This is a genomic window from Micromonospora sp. WMMD754 (genome assembly GCF_049315235.1).
GTDB lineage: Bacteria > Actinomycetota > Actinomycetes > Mycobacteriales > Micromonosporaceae > Micromonospora > Micromonospora sediminicola.
Window position 1 is genome coordinate 1096291 of the sequence record NZ_CP186058.1, and the last position, 17615, is coordinate 1113905.

At 72.7% G+C, this 17615-nt stretch carries 16 protein-coding genes; 9 read left to right on the forward strand and 7 right to left on the reverse strand.

Annotated elements, in window-relative coordinates; genetic code table 11:
• The first annotated feature begins 10 nt into the window (after window positions 1–10).
• Together ACN27B_RS05135 and galT are read left to right on the forward strand one after the other, a co-directional pair.
• Entirely contained in the window at window positions 11–799 is a 789-nt protein-coding gene (locus tag ACN27B_RS05135; RefSeq protein WP_099163716.1) for a DeoR/GlpR family DNA-binding transcription regulator, read from the forward strand.
• Window positions 796–1869 carry a galactose-1-phosphate uridylyltransferase gene (gene galT, locus ACN27B_RS05140; RefSeq protein ID WP_099163715.1) on the forward strand — a complete coding sequence of 358 codons (1074 nt, stop codon included), beginning with the start codon at window positions 796–798 and terminating at the stop codon, window positions 1867–1869. The genes ACN27B_RS05135 and galT overlap by 4 nt, the downstream gene beginning before the upstream one ends.
• Window positions 1870–2199: 330 nt before the next feature.
• Here galT and ACN27B_RS05145 read toward each other — a convergent pair whose 3' ends face one another.
• Entirely contained in the window at window positions 2200–3417 is a 1218-nt protein-coding gene (locus ACN27B_RS05145; protein ID WP_098747261.1) for an NADP-dependent isocitrate dehydrogenase, read from the reverse strand.
• A gap of 131 nt (window positions 3418–3548) precedes the next feature.
• Here ACN27B_RS05145 and ACN27B_RS05150 point away from each other — a divergent pair, with 131 nt between their 5' ends.
• The gene (locus tag ACN27B_RS05150; RefSeq protein ID WP_422743716.1) at window positions 3549–4394 is read left to right on the forward strand and encodes an MBL fold metallo-hydrolase; all 846 of its coding nucleotides are present in this window, start codon (window positions 3549–3551) and stop codon (window positions 4392–4394) included.
• An 8-nt stretch (window positions 4395–4402) separates the two neighbouring features.
• On the opposite strand, the gene mdh is transcribed toward ACN27B_RS05150, so the two are convergent.
• Window positions 4403–5353, reverse strand: coding sequence for a malate dehydrogenase (gene mdh / locus ACN27B_RS05155; RefSeq protein ID WP_098747263.1), 951 nt, complete (start codon window positions 5351–5353; stop codon window positions 4403–4405).
• A 100-nt stretch (window positions 5354–5453) separates the two neighbouring features.
• Window positions 5454–6317: a bifunctional methylenetetrahydrofolate dehydrogenase/methenyltetrahydrofolate cyclohydrolase gene (locus ACN27B_RS05160; RefSeq protein WP_099163713.1), complete on the reverse strand. Its 864-nt coding sequence runs from the start codon at window positions 6315–6317 to the stop codon at window positions 5454–5456.
• A gap of 388 nt (window positions 6318–6705) precedes the next feature.
• Here ACN27B_RS05160 and ACN27B_RS05165 point away from each other — a divergent pair, with 388 nt between their 5' ends.
• The 5 genes from ACN27B_RS05165 (at window position 6706) to ACN27B_RS05185 (ending at window position 12339) form a co-directional block, all read left to right on the forward strand.
• Complete coding sequence (locus tag ACN27B_RS05165) at window positions 6706–8304, forward strand: peptide ABC transporter substrate-binding protein (protein WP_091570494.1); 1599 nt, start codon at window positions 6706–6708, stop codon at window positions 8302–8304.
• A 90-nt stretch (window positions 8305–8394) separates the two neighbouring features.
• The gene (locus ACN27B_RS05170) at window positions 8395–9333 is read left to right on the forward strand and encodes an ABC transporter permease (protein WP_091570490.1); all 939 of its coding nucleotides are present in this window, start codon (window positions 8395–8397) and stop codon (window positions 9331–9333) included.
• Window positions 9326–10282: an ABC transporter permease gene (locus tag ACN27B_RS05175; RefSeq protein ID WP_099163710.1), complete on the forward strand. Its 957-nt coding sequence runs from the start codon at window positions 9326–9328 to the stop codon at window positions 10280–10282. Before ACN27B_RS05170 ends, ACN27B_RS05175 begins: the two co-directional genes overlap by 8 nt.
• Before the next feature lie 7 nt (window positions 10283–10289).
• The gene (locus ACN27B_RS05180; RefSeq protein WP_098747265.1) at window positions 10290–11327 is read left to right on the forward strand and encodes an ABC transporter ATP-binding protein; all 1038 of its coding nucleotides are present in this window, start codon (window positions 10290–10292) and stop codon (window positions 11325–11327) included.
• Window positions 11311–12339 carry an ABC transporter ATP-binding protein gene (locus ACN27B_RS05185; RefSeq protein WP_098747266.1) on the forward strand — a complete coding sequence of 343 codons (1029 nt, stop codon included), beginning with the start codon at window positions 11311–11313 and terminating at the stop codon, window positions 12337–12339. The genes ACN27B_RS05180 and ACN27B_RS05185 overlap by 17 nt, the downstream gene beginning before the upstream one ends.
• 131 nt (window positions 12340–12470) lie before the next feature.
• Here the strand turns inward: ACN27B_RS05185 and ACN27B_RS05190 are convergent, their stop codons facing one another.
• The 3 genes from ACN27B_RS05190 to purN all read right to left on the reverse strand — a co-directional run bounded on the left by ACN27B_RS05190 (window position 12471) and on the right by purN (window position 15393).
• The gene (locus ACN27B_RS05190) at window positions 12471–12932 is read right to left on the reverse strand and encodes a hypothetical protein (protein ID WP_422743721.1); all 462 of its coding nucleotides are present in this window, start codon (window positions 12930–12932) and stop codon (window positions 12471–12473) included.
• 275 nt (window positions 12933–13207) lie between these two features.
• A complete protein-coding gene (purH, locus tag ACN27B_RS05195) occupies window positions 13208–14776 on the reverse strand; it encodes a bifunctional phosphoribosylaminoimidazolecarboxamide formyltransferase/IMP cyclohydrolase (RefSeq protein ID WP_099163707.1) in 1569 nt (522 codons plus the stop codon).
• Entirely contained in the window at window positions 14773–15393 is a 621-nt protein-coding gene (gene purN, locus ACN27B_RS05200) for a phosphoribosylglycinamide formyltransferase (protein WP_091570465.1), read from the reverse strand. Before purN ends, purH begins: the two co-directional genes overlap by 4 nt.
• Before the next feature lie 148 nt (window positions 15394–15541).
• On the opposite strand from purN, the gene ACN27B_RS05205 reads away from it, so the two are divergent.
• Window positions 15542–16066 carry a DUF4190 domain-containing protein gene (locus tag ACN27B_RS05205; RefSeq protein ID WP_091570460.1) on the forward strand — a complete coding sequence of 175 codons (525 nt, stop codon included), beginning with the start codon at window positions 15542–15544 and terminating at the stop codon, window positions 16064–16066.
• Between the two features lie 79 nt (window positions 16067–16145).
• Here the strand turns inward: ACN27B_RS05205 and ACN27B_RS05210 are convergent, their stop codons facing one another.
• Window positions 16146–17483 carry a DUF6350 family protein gene (locus ACN27B_RS05210; RefSeq protein ID WP_099163706.1) on the reverse strand — a complete coding sequence of 446 codons (1338 nt, stop codon included), beginning with the start codon at window positions 17481–17483 and terminating at the stop codon, window positions 16146–16148.
• Window positions 17484–17615: the final 132 nt, after the last annotated feature.

The following is a 17615-nucleotide window of genomic DNA, read 5'->3' on the forward strand; positions in this document are numbered from 1 at the left end:
GTGACCAGGGATGCTGGCGCGGCAACGACAGACCACCATCCTGGAACGGGTCCGCGCCGCCGGCGGCGTTCGCGTCACCGAGCTGGCCGCCGAGTTCGGCGTCTCCGACATGACCATCCGGCGGGACCTGGAGACGCTGCACGAGCAGGGTCTGCTCGCCAAGGTGCACGGCGGCGCGACGCTGGCCGGACCCAGCTCCACCGACGAGCCCGGCTTCTCCGCCAAGTCGGTCCGCCAGTCCGCCGAGAAGGCGGCGATCGCCGACCACGCCGCCCGGCTGGTCCGCCCCGGCGCCGCGATCGCGCTCTCCGCCGGCACCACCACCGCCGAGCTGGCCCGCCGCCTGGTGGACGTGCCCGGGCTCACCGTGGTCACCAACTCGCTGCCGGTGGCCGAGATCCTGCACGTCGGTGGCCGGCCGGACCAGACCGTGGTGCTCACCGGCGGCGTGCGCACGCCGTCCGACGCGCTGGTCGGCCCGCTGGCCGTGGCCGCCGTCGCCGCGCTCCACCTGGACCTGCTCTTCCTCGGCGTGCACGGGATCAGCGAGCGGGCCGGGTTCACCACGCCCAACCTGATGGAGGCGGACACGAACCGGGCGCTGGTGGCCGCCGCCGACCGGCTGGTGGTGCTCGCCGACCACACCAAGTGGGGCACGGTCGGCATCTCCTCGATCGTCGGCCTGGACGCGGCGGACGTGCTGGTCACCGACGACCGGTTGGCACCCGAGGCACGGCGGGTACTCGAGGACAGGGTCGGTGAGCTGGTGACGGCGCCGGCGACGAAGGGGGCGGAGTGAAGCGTACGCAGATCGAACTGGCCGACGGCCGGGAGCTGATCTACTTCGACGAGCGGGACGACGCGGTGCGGGACCAGCCGGACCGGCGGGATCTGCCCCCGCCGCCGCCGGCCTCGCAACTGCGGTACGACCCGCTGACCGACGAGTGGGTGGCGGTGGCGGTGCACCGGCAGACCCGCACGTTCCTGCCCCCGGCGGACCAGTGCCCGCTCTGCCCGTCCCGGGGCGACCGGCACAGCGAGATCCCGGCGCCCGACTACGACGTGGTGGTCTTCGAGAACCGGTTCCCTTCGCTGAGCCAGCGGGTGGCCGACGAGCCGGCCGAGATCACCCCGTTCACCCCGGTCCGCCCCGGGCGCGGCAGGTGCGAGGTGGTCTGCTTCACCGACGACCACAACGCCTCGTTCGCCCGGCTCTCCCCCCGGCGGGTGCGGACCGTGCTGGACGCGCTGGCCGACCGCACCAGCGCGCTCAGCGCGCTGCCCGGCGTGGAGCAGGTCTTCCCGTTCGAGAACCGGGGCGTGGAGATCGGGGTGACGCTGCACCACCCGCACGGCCAGATCTACGCGTACCCCTTCGTCACGCCGCGGACCCGCACCATGCTGGCCGCCGCCCGGCGGCACGCCGACCGCACCGGCGGCAACCTCTACGCCGACGTGCTGGCCGCCGAACGCGCCGCCGGCGAACGCGTGGTGACGAGCAACGAGCACTGGACCGCGTACGTCCCGGCGGCGGCGCGCTGGCCGTTCGAGGTGCACGTGGCCCCGAACCGGCCGGTGCCGGACATCCCGGCGCTCGACGACGCCGAGCGGGACGCCTTCGGGCCGCTCTACCTGGACCTGCTGCGCCGCTTCGACGGGCTCTTCGACCTGCCCATGCCCTACATCGCCGCCTGGCACCAGGCGCCGGTGCGGATCGACCGGGAGCTGGGCCACCTGCACCTGCAGTTGTTCAGCATCCGGCGGGCGAAGGACAAGCTGAAGTACCTGGCCGGCTCGGAGTCCGGCATGGGCGTGTTCATCAACGACATCGCCCCGGAACGCGCCGCCGAACTCCTCCGCACCGCGTGAAAGGAAGGGCCCCTTATTAACGCCTGCGGTAGAGGAAGGGCCCCTTCTTAACCACCACCGGCGCAAGACGTGAGGGCGGGCGCGGGGGGCCCGGGACAGGGCCCCCCGCAGGGAAGGGACGGCTGGCTGCGCTCAGCAGCCACGAAGGTCGGCTGGTCGGCGCGTGACCGCGGCCGACCTTCCTGGACGCGACTGGCATCTCGTCCACCAGAGTCAACGAGGGCGCACCGAGCGAAGTCACGCCAGTCGGGCGACGCGCCCAGGCCCTGAGGTGTTAAGAAGGGCCCCTTCTACAACGCCAGGCGTTAAAAAGGGGCCCTTCCTTGCACGTCAGGCGGAGAGCTTGCGGGCCAGGTTCTCGTCGAGCGCGTTCATGAACTCGTCGGTGGTCAGCCACGGGGCGTCCCGCGAGATGAGCAGCGCGAGGTCCTTGGTCATCTGACCGCCCTCGACGGTCTCCACGATGACCTGCTCCAGCGTGTTGGCGAACTCGGTGACCGCCGGGGTGCCGTCCAGCTTGCCCCGGTGGGCCAGGCCCCGGGTCCAGGCGTAGATCGAGGCGATCGGGTTGGTCGAGGTCTTCTCGCCCTTCTGGTACTGCCGGTAGTGCCGGGTGACGGTGCCGTGGGCGGCCTCGGCCTCGACGGTGCGGCCGTCCGGGGAGAGCAGCACCGAGGTCATCAGGCCGAGCGAGCCGAAGCCCTGCGCGACGGTGTCGGACTGCACGTCACCGTCGTAGTTCTTGCACGCCCAGACGTACCCGCCCTCCCACTTGAGCGCGGCGGCGACCATGTCGTCGATCAGCCGGTGCTCGTAGGTCAGGCCGGCGGCGTCGAACTCGGCCTTGAACTCGTTCTCGAACACCTCGGCGAAGATGTCCTTGAACCGGCCGTCGTACGCCTTGAGGATGGTGTTCTTGGTGGACATGTAGACCGGGTAGTTGCGGTCCAGGCCGTACCGGAACGAGGCGCGGGCGAAGTCCCGGATCGACTCGTCGTAGTTGTACATGCCCATGGCGATGCCGCCGCCGGGGAAGTTGGCGACCTCCATCTCCATCGGGGTGCCGCCGTCGGCCGGCGTGTAGGTGATGGTGACCGTGCCCGGGCCGGGGACGACGAAGTCGGTGGCCTTGTACTGGTCGCCGTGCGCGTGCCGGCCGATGATGATCGGCTTGGTCCAGCCCGGAACGAGCCGCGGCACGTTCGACATGATGATCGGCTCGCGGAAGACCACGCCGCCGAGGATGTTGCGGATGGTGCCGTTCGGCGACCGCCACATCTTCTTCAGGCCGAACTCCTCCACCCGGGCCTCGTCCGGGGTGATGGTGGCGCACTTGACGCCGACGCCGTGCTCCTTGATGGCGTTGGCGGCGTCGACGGTGACCTGGTCGTCGGTGGCGTCGCGGTGCTGGATCGACAGGTCGTAGTAGTGCAGGTCGACGTCGAGGTAGGGCAGGATCAGCTGCTCCCGGATCTGCTTCCAGATGATCCGGGTCATCTCGTCGCCGTCGATCTCCACGACCGGGTTGTTTACCTTGATCTTCGCCATCGGCCGGCGCTCCTCTCGGGGGACACGTGCTCAAGCAGTACGAGCGTACTGCAAACTGATCGGGGCGCCCCAGCCGGCCTCACCCCGGGAACGGGATCGCCCGGAACGGGTCGCGATGGCATCCTTCCCGGATGCCGCTGACGCACACGGTCGGGTCTATCACGGTCACCGCACTGCTCGACGGCGCGGGTCCCTTCTTCCAGCCCCGCGAGGAGGCGTTCCCGGGCGCCACCGACGCCCAGTGGCACGAGGCGGACCGGCGGGACCCGGACGCCGTCGGCCCGGACGGCGGCTGGTGGCTGCCGTTCCGCGCGTTCGCGCTGCGCGCCGGGGACGGCCCGGTCACCCTGGTCGACGCCGGCATCGGCCCGGCGGACGCGCTCGCCGCGAGCTGGGCGCCGGTGCCGGGCCGGCTGCCCGCCGAGCTGACCGCCGCCGGCATCGACCCGGCGGACGTGCGCACGGTCGTGCTCACCCACCTGCACAGCGACCACGTGGGCTGGGCCGGTCCGCTCTTCGGAAACGCGGACCATCTGGTCCAGCGCGCGGAACTGGACGCGCTGGAGCTGTTCCACCCGGACCTGCCGGCCCGGCTGTTGGGGCCGTTGCGCGCCGCCGGCCGGCTGCGGGTGCTCGACGGCGAGACCCGACTGACCCCCGGGGTACGCGTGCTGAGCACGCCCGGCCACACCCCCGGCCACCAGTCGGTGCTGGTGGAGCACGGCGACGACCGCCTCCTGGTCACCGGCGACCTGCTGGTCCACTCGATCCAGCTGGTCGACCCGTCCCTCCCCTACGCCCACGAGGAGGACCCGCCCCGGGCGCGCGCCTCCCGCGAGTCCACCCTGCGCACCCTCTCTCCCCTCCTCCTGGCCACCCCCCACCTCCCCGCCCCCTTCACCCCCCACCCCGCCGGCGGGTGGGGCGGAAAGGGGGAAGGGGCGGTCGGTGGAAGCCGGCCGCCCCTTCCGGGGTGATGCTCGGGTCACATGGAGGCGACGTCGCCCTGCTTGGCGCGGACGGCCTCGGCGGCCTCCTTCAGGGCGGCCAGCTCGTCGGCGTCCAGGTCGGTCTCGACGACGCGCTTCACGCCCTCGGCGCCGATCTCCGCCTCGACACCGAGGTAGACGCCGTCGATGCCGTACTCGCCGTCGACCCAGGCGCAGACCGGCATGACCTCGCCGGAGTCCTCGGCCACGGCCTTCGCCATCCGGGCCGCGGCGGCGGACGGCGCGTAGTAGGCCGAACCGGTCTTGAGCAGCGCGACGACCTCGGCGCCACCGTTGCGGGTCTTGACGACCAGCTCCTCGATCTGCTCGGCCGGCATGACGTCGCGCAGCGGCTTGCCGTTCACCGTGCTCTTGGACGGGACCGGGACCATGGTGTCGCCGTGCGAGCCCAGGGTCAGGGTCCGCACCGACTTCACCGGTACGCTCAGCGCCTCGGCGACGAAGTTGGTGAACCGGGCGGTGTCCAGCATGCCGGCCTGGCCGAGCACCCGGTTCTTCGGGAACTGCGTGGCGAGCTGGGCCAGCGCGGTCATCTCGTCGAGCGGGTTCGACACCACGATGACGACGGCGTTCGGGGCGTACTTGGCGACGTTCTCGGCGACCTGCCGGACGATCTTGGCGTTGGTCTCCAGCAGGTCCATCCGGCTCATGCCCGGCTTGCGCGGCAGGCCGGCGGTGATGACGACGACGTCCGAGCCCTCGATGGCCTCGTAACCCTCGCCGTTCGGGCCGGTGGTGACGCCGACGACGGTGGTCTCGAAGCCCTCGACCGCGCGGGACTGGTTGAGGTCCAGCGCGAGACCAGCCGGCTTGCCCTCCACGATGTCGGTGATCACGACGGTGTCGAAGACGTCGTATTCGGCCAGGCGCTGTGCGGTGGTCGAGCCGTAGAAGCCGGCGCCGACGACAGTGACCTTCTTACCCATGGTCGTCCCACTCCCTGATACCAGTCGGTTTTCCGGACCGTATCAGCCATCCTGGCACCGATCGGGCCAGGGGCGGACGGTTATGACCTGCCTGGGTGGGTCAGCCCGTTTGCTCGGCCCGCTCGACCACGTTGGTCAGCAGCATGGCGCGGGTCATCGGGCCGACGCCGCCCGGCATCGGCACCAGCCGGCCGGCCACCTCGACCACCTCCGGGTCGACGTCGCCGGTGTAGCGCCCCTTGCCGTCCTCGCCGATCACCCGGGTGATGCCGACGTCCACCACTGTCGCGCCGGGGGTGATCATGTCGGCGGTGAGCAGCCCCGGCACCCCGGCGGCGACGATCACGATGTCGGCGGCCCGGGTGTGCGCGGCCAGGTCGAGCGTGCCGGTGTGGCAGAGCGTGACGGTGGCGTTCTCGCTGCGTCGGGTGAGCAGGAGGCCGAGCGGCCGACCCACCGTGTTGCCCCGGCCGACGACGGCGACGTTCGCGCCGCGCAGCGGCACGTCGTGCCGGCGCAGCAGCTCCACGATGCCGCGCGGGGTGCAGGGCAGCGGGGCGTCGTAGCCGAGCACGAGTCGACCGAGGTTGACCGGGTGCAGGCCGTCGGCGTCCTTGTCCGGGTCGATCGACTCCAGCGCCCGTTGGGTGTCCAGGTGGCTCGGGAGCGGGAGCTGGACGATGTAGCCGTGGCAGGCCGGGTCGGCGTTCAGCTCGGCCAGCGCCGCGTCGAGGCGCTCCTGGCCGGCGTCGGCCGGCAGCGTGACGCGGAGCGAGGCGATGCCGACCTCCGCGCAGTCGCGGTGCTTGCCGTTGACGTACGCCTGGGAGCCGGCGTCCTCCCCGACCAGCACGGTGCCGAGCCCGGGGGTGATGCCGCGCTCGGCTAGCGCCTTGACCCGCTCCCGCAGCTCGTCCTTGATCTCCGCCGCCGTGGCCTTGCCGTCCAGGATCGTCGCCGTCACGCCGTGATCGTCTCACGTCGGTGGTCGGGCCGGACGACGACGGCCGACGATGACGCTCCGCAACGTGCGTTAAGTCACGCAGCGTCACCGGGAGGGCCGGAGAATCGGACGGACGGCCCCGGCGCGGGACGGACGGGACGCCCGTGGCAGCGCACGCAATCCGGGCCACCCACACCCGAGCCGGCCGCACATCTTCGAAAAGATGCCGCCCAGAGGGCCGGAGCTAGCAGGCGGAAGCCGCAGCGACAAGGCCGGGGGGCACGCTCCGTTACCGCTCCGCAACGCACACGTTGTCGAGTCGCCGCCTCGCGACCTACCGTTACGGCTCGTTGCGCAGAGTCACCCAGCGCCGGGACGACAGCGCAGCGTGAGGAGATGAGGAGACTCCATGCGTGTTCGTAGGCTCGCGGCCTGGACCGCTCTTCCGCTCGCGGTGACGCTGGGCCTGGCGGCCTGCGGCTCGGGCGGCGGCAGCGGTGGCGCAGGCGACCCCGATGCGGCCGTGCGGATCGAGATCGCCGAGCCGCAGCACCTGGTGCCGACCAACACCAACGAGACGAGCGGCTCCCAGGTCCTGTCGGCCCTGTTCAGCCCGCTGGTCGACTACGACGAGGCGAACAAGCCGCACGAGGTGGCGGCCGAGTCGGTGACGTCGTCGGACAACAAGGTCTGGACGATCAAGCTGAAGCCCGGCTACACGTTCCACAACGGCGAGAAGGTCACCGCCGACAACTACCTGGACGCGTGGAACTACGGCGCGTACGCCCCGAACGGCCAGAACTCGAGCTACTTCTTCGAGAAGGTCGCCGGCTACGCGGACCTCCAGGGCGAGAAGCCGAAGGCCCAGACGCTGAGCGGCCTGAAGAAGGTCGACGACCTGACCTTCACCGTGACGCTCACCGAGCCGTACGTGGACTTCAAGACCATGCTCGGCTACACCGCCTTCTACCCGCTGCCCAAGGCGGCCTTCTCCGCGCCCGGCGTGCTGGCCGAGGGGTACGAGCAGGCGCCGATCGGCCAGGGTCCGTTCAAGATGAAGGGCAACTGGCAGCACGACGCCAAGGTCGAGGTGGAGAAGTACGACGCCTTCCCGGGCCAGCAGCCCAAGGTCGGTGGCGTCGAGTTCCGGATCTACCAGCAGCCGACCGCCGCGTACGCGGACGTGCTGTCGGACAACCTCGACGTGATCAAGACGATCCCGACCGAGAACCTGTCGACCGCCGCCACCGACCTCGGTGACCGGTTCCAGCAGAGCCCGGCGTCGTCGCTTCAGGTGCTGGCCTTCCCGACGTTCCAGAAGGAGTTCAGCAAGCCCGAGGTGCGCAAGGCGATCTCGATGGCGATCGACCGGGACGAGATCACCAAGTCGATCTTCAAGGACTCGCAGCAGCCGGCCCGCTCGTTCGTCTCTCCGGTGGTCGCCGGCTACCGGGAGAACACCATCGGCACGGCGGGCGCGTTCGACCCGGCCAAGGCCAAGGCGATGTACGAGGCCGCGGGCGGCCCGAAGAAGATCGAGCTGTCCTACAACGGCGACGGCGGCCACAAGGACTGGATCGACGCCACCTGCAACCAGCTGAAGGCCAACCTGGGCGTGGAGTGCGTCGGCAACGCCGAGCCGAAGTTCGCGGACCTGCTGACCAAGCTCAAGCAGAAGCAGTCGGTCGGCCTGTTCCGGATGGGCTGGGTGATGGACTACCCGTCCATGGAGAACTACCTGGGCCCGCTGTACAGCACCAACGGCTCGTCGAACTACTACGGCTACAGCAACCCGGAGTTCGACAAGCTCCTCGCCGAGGGCGCCCGGGCGGCGACCGAGGACGAGGCGATCAAGAAGTACCAGGCGGCGGAGGACCTGCTCGCGCAGGATCTGCCGGTGATCCCGCTGCGGTACGGGCAGAACAACTTCGGCCACTCCACCAAGGTCAAGAACGTCCACGTGGACCTCTTCGACCGGGTCGACCTGCTGAAGATCGAGCGCGCCTGACCCACCCCGTCGAGGGCCGGGCCACCCCCACCGGGTGGCCCGGCCCTCGCATTGGCACGTAGTTCGCCCCGTTTCGGCAGACTTGCCAGCATGTTCCGGTTCATCCTGCGGCGGCTGCTCCAGATGGTCCTCGCCTTCTTCGGGACCACGCTGATCGTCTACGCGCTGATGTTCGCCGGGCAGGGTGACCCGATCCAGGCGCTCGCCGGGGAGCGGCCGGTCACCGCGGCCCAGCGGGCCTACCTGACCGAGAAGTACCACCTGGACGCGACCGGCGTCGGCGGCTTCTTCTACCGCTACGTCAACTACCTCGGCGGCCTGGTCCGGGGCGACCTCGGCCAGTCGCTGACCGGACGGCAGATCAGTGACATCCTCGCCGCCGCCTGGCCGGTCACCGTGAAGCTGGCGTTGATCGCGCTGGCCGTGACCGTGATCTTCGGGGTCACCGCCGGCGTGCTCGCGGCCATCCGGCGCGCCGGCGTCTTCGACCACGCCACGCTGGTGCTGACGCTGCTGGTGCTCGGCATCCCCACCATCGTGCTCGCCCCGCTGGCGCAGTACTTCCTCGGCGTACGCTGGCCGATCTTCCCGCCCACCGCCGGCGCCCAGCCCTCCTTCTGGGCGCTGCTGCTGCCCGGCATCGTGCTCGGCTCGCTCTCGCTGGCCACCGCCCTGCGGCTGACTCGGACCTCGGTCACCGAGAACCTGCGCGCCGACTACGTCCGCACCGCCCGCGCGAAGGGCCTGGTCCGGCGGCGGATCGTCGGCGTGCACGTGCTGCGCAACTCGCTCATCCCGGTGGTCACCTTCCTCGGCGTGGAACTGGGCAACCTGATGAGCGGCGCGATCATCACCGAGGGCGTGTTCAACATCCCCGGCGTCGGCTTCAACCTGTTCCGCGGCATCCGCACCGAGGACGGCCCGCTGGTGGTGGGCATCGTCAGCGTGCTCGTCGTGGTCTACCTGCTGTCCAACCTGGTGGTGGACGTGCTCTACGCCGTACTCGACCCGAGGATCCGCTATGAGTGACTTCGAGAGCGTGGCGGCGACGGAGGACCAGTCGGCGCGGCGGGGCGTCTCCGGCGAGCCCGGGACCCCCGACCGGGCCGGCCGGCCGGGACGGTCGCGCAGCCTGGCCGGCGACGCCTGGCGGGACCTGCGCCGCAACCCGGTCTTCTGGGTCAGCCTGCTGCTGGTCGTGCTGGTCGCCGCGATGGCCGCCTTCCCCGGGCTGTTCACCGCGAACGACCCGCGCGACTGCGTGCTCTCCCGGCAGCACGCCGGACCGTCCGGCGGGGCCATCTTCGGGTACGACTTCCAGGGCTGCGACACGTTCGCCCGGGCGGTCTACGGCGCCCGGGCCTCGCTGCTGGTGGGCGCGTTCTCCGCGCTGATCACCGGCGTGATCGCGCTCGTCGTCGGCATGCTCGCCGGCTTCTTCGGCGGGTGGGTCGACGCGGTGCTCTCCCGGGTGATCGACATCGTGCTCGGCATCCCGCTGCTGCTGGCCGCGATCGTGCTGCTCAAGCGGGTGAGCACCAGCGGCGAGACGGTCCGGCTCTTCGCGGTCATCCTGGTGCTGGCGCTGCTCGGCTGGACCACCGCGGCCCGGGTGGTCCGTTCCTCGGTCATCACCGCCCGGGAGCAGGACTACGTGGCCGCCGCCCGGATGCTCGGCGCCGGCAACGGCCGGATCATGTGGCGGCACATCCTGCCGAACGCGCTCGCCCCGGCCATCGTGGTGCTCACCATCGCGCTCGGCTCGTTCATCGCGGCCGAGGCGACGCTGAGCTTCCTCGGCATCGGCCTGAAGGCGCCGACCATCTCCTGGGGCATCGACATCGACGCCGGGCGGGTGCACATGCGGGAGTCGGCGACCCCGCTGATCGTGCCGTCGGTCTTCCTCGCGCTGACCGTGCTCGCCTTCATCATGCTCGGCGACGCGGTCCGCGACGCCTTCGACCCGAAGCTCCGGTGACTTCCTGATGACCCAGAACGCGGTCCGGCCCACGCCGGCCTCCCCCACCCCGCCCGGCGGGCACCTGCTGGAGGTACGGGACCTGCACGTCGAGTTCCGCACCCGGGAGGGCGTGGCCCGGGTGATCAACGGGGTGACCTATCACCTGGACGCCGGCGAGACGCTGGCCGTGCTCGGCGAGTCGGGCTCCGGCAAGTCGGTCACCGCCCAGGCGATCATGGGCATCCTGGACACCCCACCGGCGCACGTACGCGGTGGTCAGATCCTCTACCAGGGGCGGGACCTGCTCACCCGCTCCGAGGAGGAGCGCCGGCAGGTACGCGGCACAGAGATCGCGATGATCTTCCAGGACGCGCTGTCGGCGTTGAACCCGGTCTTCCCGGTCGGCTGGCAGATCGGTGAGTCGCTGCGCGAGCGGGCCGGGCTGTCCCGGGCCGACGCGCGCCGACGCGCCGTCGAGCTGATGGACCTGGTCCGCATCCCGGCCGCGGCGAACCGGCTGGGCGACTACCCGCACCAGTTCTCCGGCGGCATGCGGCAGCGCGTCATGATCGCCATGGCGCTGGCGCTGGACCCCAAGGTGCTGATCGCCGACGAGCCCACCACCGCGCTCGACGTCACCGTGCAGGCCCAGATCATGGACCTCCTGGCCGACCTGCGGCGCGACCTGGGCATGGCGCTCATCCTGATCACCCACGACCTCGGCGTGGTGGCCGGCGTGGCGGACCGGATCGCGGTCATGTACGCCGGCCGGATCGTCGAGCACGCCGACGTCCGCTCGCTGTACCGGGCGCCGGCCCACCCGTACACGAAGGGGTTGCTGGAGTCGATCCCCCGGCTCGACGTGCGCGGCCGGGCGCTGTCCACGATCCGGGGGCTGCCGCCGAACCTGATGCGGATCCCCTCCGGCTGCCCGTTCCATCCCCGCTGCCCGTACGCGCAGCAGGTCTGCGTCGACGAGGTGCCGCACGACCTCGTGCTCGGCGACGGCCGGACCAGCGCGTGCCACTTCGCGCAGGAGGTCCACGATGACCGCGCCGGCTGACTCCACCAAGGTCCGGGGCGAGACCGTCCTCGCCGTCGACGACCTGGTGAAGCACTTTCCGATCACCCAGGGGGTGCTGTTCAAGCGGCAGATCGGCGCGATACGGGCGGTCGACGGGGTGAGCTTCGAGCTGCGCCGTGGCGAGACGCTCGGGGTGGTGGGCGAGTCCGGCTGCGGCAAGTCGACCCTGGCCCGGTTGCTGATGCGGTTGGAGACGCCGACCTCCGGCCGGGCCACGTTGGAGGGGAAGGACCTGTTCCGGGCGTCCGGGTCGGAGCTGCGCCGGCTGCGCCGGAACATGCAGATGGTGATGCAGGACCCGTACACCTCGCTGAACCCGAGGATGACGGTCGGCGACATCATCGGCGAGCCGTTCGCGATCCACCCCGAGGCCGCCCCGAAGGGCAGCCGGCGGCAGCGGGTCCGGGAGCTGCTGGACGTGGTCGGGCTCAACCCGGAGCACCTGAACCGCTATCCGCACCAGTTCTCCGGCGGTCAGCGGCAGCGCATCGGCATCGCCCGCGCGCTCGCCCTGCGACCCGAGATCATCGTGTGCGACGAACCGGTGTCGGCCCTGGACGTCTCCATCCAGGCCCAGGTGATCAACCTGCTGGAGCAGCTCCAGGACGAGTTCGGGCTCTCGTACATCTTCATCGCCCACGACCTGTCGGTGGTCCGGCACATCTCCGACCGGGTGGCGGTGATGTACCTGGGCCGGATCGTCGAGATCGGCACCGAGGAGCAGATCTACCGGCGGGCCACTCACCCGTACACCCAGGCGTTGCTCTCGGCGGTGCCGGTGCCCGACCCGGAGGCCCGTACGGAGCGGAGCATCATCCGGCTCAGCGGGGACGTGCCGAGTCCGGCCGACCCGCCGTCGGGCTGCCGGTTCCGCACCCGGTGCTGGAAGGCGGAGGAGGTCTGCGCCACCCAGGACCCGCAGACGGTGCCCCGGGCCGCGGACCCGCACCCCAGCGCCTGTCACTTCGCCGAGGTGCGCCCGGACGTCTGAGGCCCCGTCCCCCGGAGGAAGTGGGGACGAGGCCTCGGCGAGACGCGGACGGGGTGCGTGAGGCGCGCCCCCGTGGGCGACGGCGGGCAGCGGCGGTGCCGCCGGGTCGACGCGGCAGGCTCCGGCGCGGCTCAGGCGGTGGGCGGCGCACGCGCCGCCGGCACGCCGGGCGGCGGCAGCGGTCGGGCCGGCGGCCGGCGGTCGGGAACGAGCCGCGCCGACACGATCGGGCCGGCGACGCTCGGCGGCGCGGCCGGGAGCGGTTCGTCGGGCCCGTCGCCGTAGGCGAGGCCGCCGCGCCGCTCACCCCACCACCCGCCGGACAACTCCGCGCACGGCCGTTGCGGGTACGCGCCGAGCGACGCGACCGGCCGGGCCCGGCAGCCCCGGGCGGGTACGGCGGCACCCGGGCCGGCATCGGCCGGACCGGCGGCGGACGGCCCGGCGGCGGACGGACCGGCGGCGGACGGACCGGCGGCGGACGGCCCGACGGCGCTCGGGCCGAGGGCGGGCAGGCCGACGGCGGCGCCGAACGCGGTCAGGACGAATGCCAACGTGACGACGACGGCGGTCAACCGGTCGCGTACGTGCATGGCACACCTGCCGGGGCTCATGGACAGTGGAGACGGTCGATCGTTGTCGCCGGGCACACGCTAGCAACCGGCCAGGGCGGCCGGCAACGGCGCACGGACGGCGGGGCCACCTGGAGCCGGTGCGTTCCGCCACCGGCCCTGCCGGCGTGTCGCGGCCGGCGGGACCGGGGCGTGTGAAGCGATATACCTCAGAGTCATGAATATGCCTCTGAGGTATATCGCTCAGATCTGAACCGTCCCTCTGCGGGGTCCGCTCGACCCCCGGGAACCGGGCCCTAGTGGAAGAAGTGCCGGGTGCCGGTCAGGTACATGGTCACGCCGGCCTCCTTGCAGGCCGCGATGGTCTCCTCGTCGCGGATCGAGCCGCCGGGCTGCACGATCGCCCGGACGCCCGCGTCGATGAGGATCTTCGGCCCGTCGGCGAACGGGAAGAACGCGTCCGAGGCGCAGACCGAGCCCCGCGCCCGTTCGTCGCCGGCCCGGCTGACCGCCAGCCGCGCCGAGTCGACCCGGTTGACCTGGCCCATCCCGACGCCGACGGTGGCGCCGTCGCGGGCCAGCAGGATCGCGTTGCTCTTCACCGCGCGTACCGCCCGCCAGGCGAACGCCAGGTCGCGCAGCGTGGCCTCGTCGGCCGCGTCGCCGGTGGCCAGCGTCCAGTTGGCCGGGTCGTCGCCGGGCGCGTCGACCGCGTCCCGCATCTGCACCAGCACGCCGCCGCCGACCTGCCGCCACTCGGCCGGTCGGGGGGCGAACGCGGGCGCCCGCAGCAGCCGGATGTTCTTCTTGGCCCGCAGCAGCTCCAGCGCGCCCTCGTCGTAGCCCGGCGCCACCAGCACCTCGGTGAAGATCTCCGCGACCTGCCCGGCCAGCTCCACGCTCACCGGTCGGTTCACCGCGATCACCCCGCCGAAGGCGGAGACCGGGTCGCAGGCGTGCGCCCTGCGGTGCGCCTCGGCCACGTCCGCGCCGACCGCGATGCCGCACGGGTTGGCGTGCTTGATGATCGCCACCGCGGGCTGGTCGGGGAAGTCGTGCGCGGCCCGCCAGGCGGCGTCCGCGTCCACGTAGTTGTTGTAGGACATCTCCTTGCCGTGCAGCTGCTCGGCCTGGGCCAGGCCGGCCGGCGCGCCCGGGTCGGTGTAGAGGGCCGCCGTCTGGTGCGGGTTCTCGCCGTAGCGCAGCACGGCCTGGCGGCGCAGCGCCGACCCGGCGAACCGCGGCCACCCGTCCTCCGCCGGGGCCACCGTGGAGGCGAACCAGTCGGCCACGGCCACGTCGTAGTCGGCGATGTCGGCGAACGCGCGAGCGGCGAGCGCGCGCCGCTGGGCCAGGGTGAAGCCGCCGTCGGCGAGCGCGGCGAGCACCGCCGGGTACGCGGCCGGGTCGGTCACCACCGCCACCGAGGCGTGGTTCTTCGCGGCGGCCCGGACCATGGCCGGCCCGCCGATGTCGATCTGCTCGACGCACTCGTCGAGGCCGGCACCGGAGGCGACGGTGGCCTGGAACGGGTAGAGGTTGGAGACCAGCAGGTCGATCCCGGCGATGCCGTGCTCGTCGAGCTGCGCGGCGTGCGCATCCTTGCGCAGGTCGGCGAGGAGGCCACCGTGGATCTTCGGGTGCAGGGTCTTGACCCGTCCGTCGAGGATCTCCGGGAAGCCGGTGACCTGCTCGACCGGCGTCACCGGCACGCCCGCGCCGGAGATCGTCGACGCGGTGCTGCCGGTCGAGACGATCTCCACGCCCGCCTCGTGCAGGGCCCGGGCCAGCTCGACCAGGCCGGTCTTGTCGTAGACGCTGACCAGCGCACGCCGGATCGGGCGGGCGTCCTGAGTGGTGCTCACGGGATGGTGACCTTTCTGCCGGTGATCGTCCAACCTTCACGGACCAGGCGGCCGACCTGCTCGACGAGCTGGCGGCGCTCGGCGGACTTGATGCGCTCGGTGAGCGTCTCCTCGTCGTCGTCGTCCAGCACCGGAACGGCGACCTGGGCGACGATCGGGCCGGTGTCCATCCCGGCGTCGACGAAGAACAGCGTGGCCCCGGTGACCTTCACGCCGTACGCCAGCGCGTCGCGGGGGCCGTGGATGCCGGGGAACGCCGGCAGCAGCGTGTTGTGCGTGTTCAGGTAGCGGTCGCCGAACGCGGTGAGGAACTCCGGACCGACCAGCTTCAGGAAGCCCGCGCTGATGACCAGGTCGGGCCGGTGCTCGGCGACGCGGGCGGTGAGGGCCTTGTCCCAGTCGGCACGGGTCGGGTGGTCCTTGACGCGCTCGACGAACGACGGCACGCCGGCCGCGGCGGCCCGGTCCAGGCCGGCGATGCCGTCCCGGTCGGCGCCCACGGCCACCACCCGGGCCCCGTATCCGGGGTCGGCGGCGGCGTCCAGCAGCGCCTGGAGGTTGCTGCCGGAACCGGAGACGAGGACGACGAGGCGGGCGACGGACGCGGGCTCGGTCACGCGGACAACCCTATCGGTGCCCTCCGGGCGTCCCGTCCGCGGGCGGGCGCGCCGCTGGTGATCTCCCCGATGGCGGCGACACGATACGCTGCCGTCGCCCGGTGCCGTGCGCACCCGACCATGGACCCCCAGTTTGAGGAGCACCTCGATGCAGCCCGGATACCCCGGTCAGGACCCGTACGGCCAGCAGCCGAACCAGGACCCGACCGCACAGCCGCACGACCCGTACGCCCAGCCGCCGCAGGCGCCGCAGTACGGGCAGCAGCCGACCTCGGGTCAGCCCTACGGCCAGCCCACCTCCGGCCAGCCCTACGGGCAGGACCCGTACGCGCAGCAGCAGCAGCCGTACGGCGCCGCGCCGCAGTACCCGGCCGCCGGCTACCCGGCCGGCCCGGGCCAGGGGCAGGGACAGAACAACACCATGGGCCTCATCGGCATGATCGTCGGCATCGCCTCGATCGTGCTCGGCCTGTGCTGCCCGCTGCTGGGTGTGCCGGCCGGCATCGTCGGCATCGTGCTCGGCGTGATGGGTCAGAAGAAGGTCCAGGCGGGCGAGGCCAGCAACCCGGGCCAGGCCAAGGCCGCCCTGATCTGCGGTGGTGTCGGTGTGGTCGTCGGCATCATCAGCGCCATCGCCGGCGCCGCGATCAACATGGGCAACTTCGGTTCCTGACCGGCTTCGTGCAGGGGGCGTCCGGCGACCGCCGGGCGCCCCCTCGCGCGTTCCCGGCCCACCTCCCGGACGGGCGGGGTCAGCGGGCGGCGGGGGTTGCGCGGGGCGGGGGCGCCGGGCGGGACGGCGGGGCGGTGGGACGGGTCAGGGTGCGGGTGGCGGCGGCGCCGAGCGCCGCGCCCACGGCGATCACCAGGGTGGCCACGCCGGCCACCGGCCAGGGCGACGGACCGATCTCGGCGAGCCGACCACCGCCGAGCGGGCCGCCCGAGGCCGCCGCGACCAGCCCCAGCAGCGCGCCGGCGACCGGCCCGGCGAGCGCCGCCGGCACCAGCAGCGCCGCCCACCCGACCTCGGCCCGCTCCTCGGCCGCCACCCGTAGCAGCCTCCGGGCGAGCAGCCAGCCGGCCGCCATCGCGGCCAGCACGGGCACCGCGAGCAGCCCCGACCCGAGCCCGTCCACCGGCCCGCGCGGCAGGCCGGCGAGCAGTGGTACGGCCGGCAGCGCGCCGACCGACACCTCGCTGGTGCGCACGGCGGTGTCCGTGCCGACGGCGAACCCGGGACCGAGCAGGTAGCTGACCGACCAGGCGGTGGCGTTCGGCGCGTAGGCGAGGCTGACCAGCGTGATGCCGGCCTGACCGGCCACCCCGGTGCGGTAGGCCCCGATCATGTCGGCCGCGTCGCCGCCGCCGGTGGCCACCGCCAGCCCGGCCGCGCCGGCGCCCGCGCCGCACAGCAGCAGCGCCGCGACCAGGCCGGTGCGCAGCCCGTCCCGCACGGCCGGCGGGCAGCGCCGCGCCAGCAGCCCCCACACCCCGGTGGTGCGCAGTGCGCCGACCAGGGCGGCCGGGGCGGCGAACGCGGCGAACGTGAGCGCGGCGGTGACCGGGGAGACCCGCAGGCCGCCCGCGCCGACGGCGATCGCGGCGATCGCGCCGAGCAGCGCGTACCCGACGGCGACGGCGACCGCGACGGTGAGCGCCTGCCGGGGCGAGCCGCCGCCGCGGGCCCCGACGGCGCGGCTGACGTGCACCCCGGCGCGGGTGAGCCGCCAGACGACGAGCGCGCTCAGCGCGAGCGGCGCCAGGCCGAGCGGCCCGGCCGCGGTCTGCAGCGGCACCCCGTGCCCGAGCAGCCAGCCGGCGAGGCCGGCGCGGAGCGCCCCGCCGAGCGAGCCGGCGTCCTCGCTGAGCTGGGCCAGGCCGAGCACCACGGTGACCGGCAGCCAGGAGGTCACCGCGGCCCAGAGCGCGGCCACCCCGGCGGCGACGGGCAGCGGCGCCCGGCTGCGGGACGGCTCGCCCGCCCGGGGCGCCGGCACGCGGACACCGGGGCGGGCACGGCCGGGCGGCCGGGCACCGGCGCCGGGACCGGCGGCCGAGCGGCGGGGCTGGTCAGGGGTGACACGTGACATCGCGTCTACTCTGGCACGCCGCACGAAGGACGGCAGTCCGATACCGCGGCGAGTTCGCCGAACCCCCGGATCGGCGGTGGTGATCCGTCTAGCCTCGGCTTCAGGCGCGACCTTTCCTGTCGCGGCACCGAC

Excerpts from the sequence above, each read along its gene's own strand:
- ACN27B_RS05175 (WP_099163710.1), top strand. The coding sequence starts at position 9,326 with ATGAGTGACTTCGAGAGCGTGGCGGCGACGGAGGACCAGTCGGCGCGG.
- mdh (WP_098747263.1), bottom strand. The coding sequence starts at position 5,353 with ATGGGTAAGAAGGTCACTGTCGTCGGCGCCGGCTTCTACGGCTCGACC.
- ACN27B_RS05145 (WP_098747261.1), bottom strand. The coding sequence starts at position 3,417 with ATGGCGAAGATCAAGGTAAACAACCCGGTCGTGGAGATCGACGGCGAC.
- ACN27B_RS05170 (WP_091570490.1), top strand. The coding sequence starts at position 8,395 with ATGTTCCGGTTCATCCTGCGGCGGCTGCTCCAGATGGTCCTCGCCTTC.
- ACN27B_RS05180 (WP_098747265.1), top strand. The coding sequence starts at position 10,290 with ATGACCCAGAACGCGGTCCGGCCCACGCCGGCCTCCCCCACCCCGCCC.
- ACN27B_RS05165 (WP_091570494.1), top strand. The coding sequence starts at position 6,706 with ATGCGTGTTCGTAGGCTCGCGGCCTGGACCGCTCTTCCGCTCGCGGTG.
- ACN27B_RS05190 (WP_422743721.1), bottom strand. The coding sequence starts at position 12,932 with ATGCACGTACGCGACCGGTTGACCGCCGTCGTCGTCACGTTGGCATTC.
- ACN27B_RS05205 (WP_091570460.1), top strand. The coding sequence starts at position 15,542 with ATGCAGCCCGGATACCCCGGTCAGGACCCGTACGGCCAGCAGCCGAAC.
- ACN27B_RS05150 (WP_422743716.1), top strand. The coding sequence starts at position 3,549 with ATGCCGCTGACGCACACGGTCGGGTCTATCACGGTCACCGCACTGCTC.
- ACN27B_RS05185 (WP_098747266.1), top strand. The coding sequence starts at position 11,311 with ATGACCGCGCCGGCTGACTCCACCAAGGTCCGGGGCGAGACCGTCCTC.
- ACN27B_RS05135 (WP_099163716.1), top strand. The coding sequence starts at position 11 with ATGCTGGCGCGGCAACGACAGACCACCATCCTGGAACGGGTCCGCGCC.
- ACN27B_RS05210 (WP_099163706.1), bottom strand. The coding sequence starts at position 17,483 with ATGTCACGTGTCACCCCTGACCAGCCCCGCCGCTCGGCCGCCGGTCCC.